Annotated in this window: 4 protein-coding genes; 2 read left to right on the top strand and 2 right to left on the bottom strand. The window is 61.3% G+C overall.

What is annotated here, in order from left to right; translation table 11 throughout:
* The first annotated feature begins 471 nt into the window (after positions 1-471).
* Positions 472-1,926 carry a cytochrome ubiquinol oxidase subunit I gene (locus HRF45_10190; protein ID MEP0766893.1) on the top strand — a complete coding sequence of 485 codons (1,455 nt, stop codon included), beginning with the start codon at positions 472-474 and terminating at the stop codon, positions 1,924-1,926.
* A 2-nt stretch (positions 1,927-1,928) separates the two neighbouring features.
* Entirely contained in the window at positions 1,929-2,951 is a 1,023-nt protein-coding gene (gene cydB / locus HRF45_10195; protein ID MEP0766894.1) for a cytochrome d ubiquinol oxidase subunit II, read from the top strand.
* Between the two features lie 289 nt (positions 2,952-3,240).
* On the opposite strand, the gene HRF45_10200 is transcribed toward cydB, so the two are convergent.
* Together HRF45_10200 and HRF45_10205 are read right to left on the bottom strand one after the other, a co-directional pair.
* A complete protein-coding gene (locus HRF45_10200; protein MEP0766895.1) occupies positions 3,241-5,007 on the bottom strand; it encodes a cation:proton antiporter in 1,767 nt (588 codons plus the stop codon).
* A 745-nt stretch (positions 5,008-5,752) separates the two neighbouring features.
* Positions 5,753-6,000, bottom strand: a 248-nt coding sequence (locus HRF45_10205; GenBank protein MEP0766896.1) for a hypothetical protein, incomplete at its 5' end; no start/stop codon positions are given.

The following is a 6,000-nucleotide window of genomic DNA, read 5'->3' on the forward strand; positions in this document are numbered from 1 at the left end:
TTACTCGCTCACGCTGATCGCGCAGTGGATGCCGACGGACTGTGGCTCCGGAACGCTTAGGCCCTTCGGCTCGCTTTCCTCGCTCTCGCACGCCGCGAGTCTCCGCGCGGAGGGCCGCGCCATTTCTCGGCATGCTGATTGCCACGCGAGTCCAATTTCAGCTTCCAATGAATAGGAGTCACAAAGGGGCCAAAAACGTTACATGCCCGCTCGCTGAATTTTGACTTTTTTCGAGTCCGTGCTCGAGTGGGTGGTGCGGGGACCGTGGTGTAGCCGTCTCGGCGATAGCCTTTGGATCAGCGGGACGCCCGTAATTTCGCCGTCTCGGCGATGCAATCATCCGGCGGGGACGAGGCGGGAGAGGTCGCACTGCCTACTGGGACCATGCAGGAAAAACTGCTGGGGCACCGAATAAACAGGCGGTCCGGGTTCGCCTGGGACTAGGTCACGCGGATCGGAGGTACCCGGTCTATGGAGTTGGATGCCCTAACGCTGTCTAGATTTCAGTTTGCGCTCACGGTAGCATTCCACTATCTTTTCCCGCCCCTCACTATCGGCCTCGGCGTGATCATGGTGTACACCGAGGGAAAGTTCCTTCGGACCAAGGACCCGCAGTACGAGGCACTCACACGCTTCCTTACGCGCATTTTCGCCGTCACGTTCGCTATGGGCGTTGCCTCCGGCATCGTCATGGAGTTCCAGTTCGGAACCAACTGGTCCACCTACTCCCGATACGTCGGCGACGTGTTCGGCTCCGCACTCGCAGCGGAGGGCATTTTCGCCTTCTTCTTAGAGTCGGGCTTCTTGGCGGTCTTGGTCTTCGGTTGGGATCGAGTGTCGCCGAAGATGCACTTCTTTTCGACCTGTATGGTGTCGCTGGGCTCGATGTTCTCGGCCATCTGGATCGTAGTGGCGAACTCATGGCAGCAGACGCCGGCAGGGCACAAGATCGTCGAGTTCGGTACCGGACAGCGAGCGGAGATCACGAGCTTCTGGGAGCTGGTGTTCAACCCTTCGAGTATGCATCGGCTGGGCCACGTGCTGCTCGGCGCGTTCATCCTCGGCTCGTTCTTCGTGATGAGCATTTCCGCTTACTACATCCTGAAGAAGCGGTTCGAGGAACCGGCCAAGCGCATGTTCTCTGCGGCGCTCGGCCTCGGGACGGTCGCGGCGATACTGGCAGCCTTCAGCGGGCACTTCCAGGCCGCCACCGTCGCTGAGACACAGCCGTCGAAGCTGGCTGCGTTCGAGGGCCTGTTCCACACACCCAAGGAAGGCGAGGGTGCGCCGCTGTACATCATCGGCTTCCCGGACCAGGAGAACCGCACCGTCAACGCAGGCATCGCGGTCCCGGGCCTGCTGAGCTGGCTCGTGTATGGTGACATGGGCAGGCCGGTGGCGGGATTAGATCAGTTCCCGCCGGACGAATGGCCGCCGGTCGCTCTCACCTTTTACAGCTACCATATCATGGTGTTGCTAGGTGTTTTCTTCATCGTCATCACGCTGCTCGCGCAATTCCTGCGCTGGCGCGGAACACTGTTTCAAACGCGGTGGCTGATGTGGGTGTTCGTGTTTGCCATCGTCGGGCCTTATATCGCCAACCAGTTAGGATGGATGGCAGCCGAGGTGGGCCGACAGCCATGGGTGGTATACGGACTTCTGAAGACCGCGGATGCGTTCTCGCCGACGGTGCCTGCAGCACAGATTGCCACGTCCATTGCGTTGTTCATCGTGATCTACTCGCTGCTGTTCTTCCTGTGGCTCTACGTGCTGAACAACAAGATCCAACAAGGACCGGTAGAGCTGGAAGCAGCGGGGGCGAAGCGTGAGGTAGGGTTCTTCGAAGCGGCGGCAGAAGCTGCGGGCAAGGAGCACCTGACGGGTAGCGAGGTGACGGAAGACGTAGCGGAGAGAGAGGAGGAGTAGACATGGAGCTGAGTCTGAACCTCGTCTGGTTCATCCTATTGGGCGTGCTACTCACCGGGTATGCCATTCTGGACGGCTTCGACCTCGGGGTCGGCATTCTCCACCCGCTCGCGAAGACCGACACCGAGCGACGCATCTTTATGAACTCCATCGGCCCCCTATGGGATGGCAATGAGGTGTGGTTGGTGACGTTCGGCGGCGCGCTCTTCGCTGCGTTCCCCGAGGCGTATGCAACCGCATTCTCCAGCTTCTACCTCGCCTTCATGCTGCTGTTGTTCGCGCTGATCTTTCGCGCGGTGTCCATGGAGTTTCGCAGCAAGCTGGAAGTGCCGGGGTGGAGGAGGTTTTGGGACTACTCCTTCTTCGTAGCCAGCGCCGTTGCTACACTGCTTTTCGGCGTGGCAGTAGGCAATGCTATGCAGGGGCTGGCAATTGGAGCGGATCGGGAGTATGTGGGTAGCTTCTTCGATCTCTTGCGCCCATATCCGCTGTTAGTGGGTGCATTGGCGGTTGCGCTGTTCGCGATGCACGGCTCGATCTACCTGTATCTCAAGACCGAAGGCGAGCTGCAGGAACGCATTCATGGGTGGATGTGGCGGACGTTCGGTGCCTTCATGGCACTGTACATGCTCGTCACGATCGTGACGCTGATCACCGTGCCTAACGCTACCAAGAACTTCGAGACGCTGCCCATCTCTTGGGTGGTCGTGTTACTGAACGTACTTGCCATCGCGAACATCCCGCGTGCCATCTATCTCGGCAAGCCCGGGTATGCGTTCGTCTCGTCGTGCTGCACGATCGCAGCGCTCAACTTCCTGTTCGGCGTCGCGCTGTTCCCGAACCTGCTGGTCTCCAGCCTCAGTCCGGATTGGAGCCTGACCATCTACAACGCGGCGTCCTCGCAGAAGACGCTCGGCATCATGCTCATCATCGCGATCATCGGCATGCCGTTCGTGCTTGCGTACACGTCGGTGATCTATTGGGTGTTCCGTGGAAAGGTGCAGATAGGCAAGTTCAGTTACTGATACTTCCCCCCTCCCTTGTTCGAGGGAGAGGGTTTGCGGCGCCTCGGGGTCTCAGAACGTGGTTTCTGTAATCCCGCAGGAACGGAGAGTGGTACTTACCCGTGGTATGTCGCAGGCGACAGCCTCTCGCGGAGCCCTTTCTGATCTCCCGCGCTTGCCACTGGGTTTGTACCACTGTTTCGGGATGACAGATTGGGGGTTTCCTCGACGCGGTACTGCCAGAGCAACTACCGATAACATCCACCGTGTGAGCAGCGAAGGCTTCGCTACTCCTTTTCGGCGTTGACCATTAGACGCCGGAAGGTGTTCGTTCGGCGATCAGGTGAGCGGCTTCGACCGCGGCATCAGCATTGGGATTGAGTAGTAGGTCCGGGTTCTCCTCTTTGAGCGGCTCAGCGTCTATCCCGAGGCGAGCAGACAGCGCCACTCGTCCCTTGTACCCCAGGCGACGAAGCTCCCGCAGGAGCATAGTGTTCGTCTCTCGCCCGGGAACCGTACATACCACCCAATCGGCAGAAGCGATGGGCAATGAGGCTAGAAGTTCGGGGTCGTCCGCATCTCCGTAGCGCGCTGGGAGACCATCCTCCAGCCAAGCCTCCACCGCGGCAGGGTCGAAGTCCACACCCAACACGCGATAGCCGTGTTCCGCGAGGCGCCTACCGATTGCACCACCGTAGGAACCCAGTCCGAACAGCACAACGCTCGGTCGAGTGTCGGCACCTGCTTCCGCACCGATGTCCTCCGGATGCCTTACTCGCCTCTCGAGTGCTTTCAGGCGCGCGGAAGTGGCTTGATAGATTGCCCCGGAGTACTGCATCAAGTAGGTCGAAGTAGTGATGGTCAAAGCCGCCACAAGGGTGATAATCCCCATCACTTCGCGGCCGACATGTCCCTGTGCCATGCCGGCCGCGCAGAGGATCAGCGAGAACTCACTGATCTGCGAGAGGCTGAGGCCTGCCAACATCCCCGTGCGCTTTCGATAGCACATGGCACCGGAGACCATTATGATGGTCAGCGGCTTGCCGACTAGCACTAACGCAGAGAGCGCGATCGCAGGGGGAAGCTGTGCCCGCAGTCCTTCTAGCTCCAGGTTCGTGCCGAAGTCTATGAAGAAGAAGAGCAGCAGGAAGTCACGCAGGCCAGTGAGGCGCGCAGTGATTGCCTCCCTGAATCGTGTGGGAGCCAATGAGAGACCTGCAAGGAAAGACCCGACCTCTTTGCTTAGGCCAAGATACTCCCCCAACGCTCCCAAGCCCACAGCCAGCGCTATGGCGAACAGCAGCATCGCCTCCGTCGAGCGGCTCAGGTGGACGAGGAGAGGGAGAAACACATGGTGTGAGGCCAGCCAAAGAACCAGCGCTCCGCCACCCGCAAGGCCGAACAGCACCGCGAGTCGCGTGCCGAGATCCTGGGGCTCGCCGGTAGAAGGCCCTGCCATCCCGACGGCACTAATCAAGACCAACGCGACGATGTCCTGAAGGATCAGAATGCCTATGGCGATCTGACCGTGAAGCGCCCCGACCTCGCGCCGGTCGGACAGCAGCTTGATGACGACAACCGTGCTAGAGAACATCACCGCCAGGCCGATGTACAGTGCACCAGTGGCGTCTATCCCGAAACCCCGGGCGATGAGGAACGCGGGCAAGGCCGTCAACAACATCTGCACAGAGCCTGCCACGACAGCGACGGGGCCAATCGTTCGCAGGACCCGCACGTCGAGCTTCAGGCCGACGAGGAAGAGCAGCACCGAGATGCCCAGCTTGGAGAACGTCGCCACCTCGTTACTGGCCGACACCCAGCCCAGCAAGGCCGGCCCCACGACCACTCCGAGGAGGATAAAACCGACGATAGCGGGCTGGCGGAAGGTGGTCGTGAGGATGCTCGCGACCGCAGCAGCAGCCAACAGGGCGGCGATCTCCTGGAAAACGTTGTCGAACAAGAGCGCAGTCAGTCCTCCCGCCCCAGTGTACCGAGCGCCGGGCAACCAACTGCTCGACTGCCCGGTGCTGAAGCCCGCCGTCTTCGAGTTCTCACGGTCGGGTTGGCATCCGGCCATGCTTCGGTTACCATGTTCACGGGCGACCCGTCGCTCGGACCGCTACGCACAGGAGGATGAACCCATGCAGAGACAAGAGATTGCAGCCCTGACGGGTGATGCCGCCCTGTGCGACCCCTGGACCCTCTAGGCTAGCTCCAGTAGGCCCCCCCTGCCGCACCGCGGCATCTTCCGCATACCAGCCCGTAGGCTCACCCGTCGGCGCGCCTGCCCTCGCCCGTGATCGCTGACCGCTCACGGCGGGGCTGCCGTCATCTGCATCTTCCTGACAGAGGCACAAAGAGGAGACAACGCTGTTATCAGCGAGCAACTCGCCTGCGAGCCTATTCCACCGGGATCGGTTCCCCAGGGCGGGCACGTACGACCCTTCGTGGGTCATCGAGAATCCGACGGGTCGGAGGACGAGCGAAGACCGCGGCCGCTATCTCGGCTTCGTGCCGATGGTAGCCCTGCGACGGGAGTTCGGACTGATGGAGCCTTCGCCTTCGGCGCTCACGGCTGGGTTCAGGGAGTTCGTAGCCCATGCCGAGCGGTGTCGTTTCGGCTCCGATTGCAGCCACCGGCAGGAGCCGGGCTGTGGGGTGCTAGCGGCCGTGGAGCAAGGCGCGATCTCGCCCCTGCGCTACGCTAGTTATCTCCGCATGCTGTCAGCCTGACCCGGCATCAACCTGCCAGCACAAGGGACGGCCGCCGCCCGAAGGCGGCGGCCGTCCCAGCCATGAGGTCGGATCTCGATGGGGGAGGTCTATGTTGCTCGCCCCCGCCTCCGCAAGGCCAACAGTAGCAGCGCAGGCACCACCACGACCCCACCTGCGAGTTCCGGGACTGGGGAGGAGAGGTAGAGAGAGTACTTGCCGGTGCTGCGGTCCTCGAAGGTCCAGAGCACGTCGCCGCGGTCGTTCAGGTCGCACACCTGGACGCCGCTGTAGTTCGTCACTCCCACCCCGGCGATCAGGTTCACGTCGTTGACGAAGAGGTCGTTCCAGCAGCGCG

The sequence above is a fragment of the Fimbriimonadia bacterium genome (genome assembly GCA_039961735.1).
Taxonomy (GTDB): domain Bacteria; phylum Armatimonadota; class Fimbriimonadia; order Fimbriimonadales; family JABRVX01; genus JABRVX01.

Bases quoted from the DNA above. Each gene is read 5' to 3' on its own strand.
- cydB (MEP0766894.1), top strand. From the start codon at position 1,929: ATGGAGCTGAGTCTGAACCTCGTCTGGTTCATCCTATTGGGCGTGCTA.
- HRF45_10190 (MEP0766893.1), top strand. From the start codon at position 472: ATGGAGTTGGATGCCCTAACGCTGTCTAGATTTCAGTTTGCGCTCACG.
- HRF45_10200 (MEP0766895.1), bottom strand. From the start codon at position 5,007: ATGGCCGGATGCCAACCCGACCGTGAGAACTCGAAGACGGCGGGCTTC.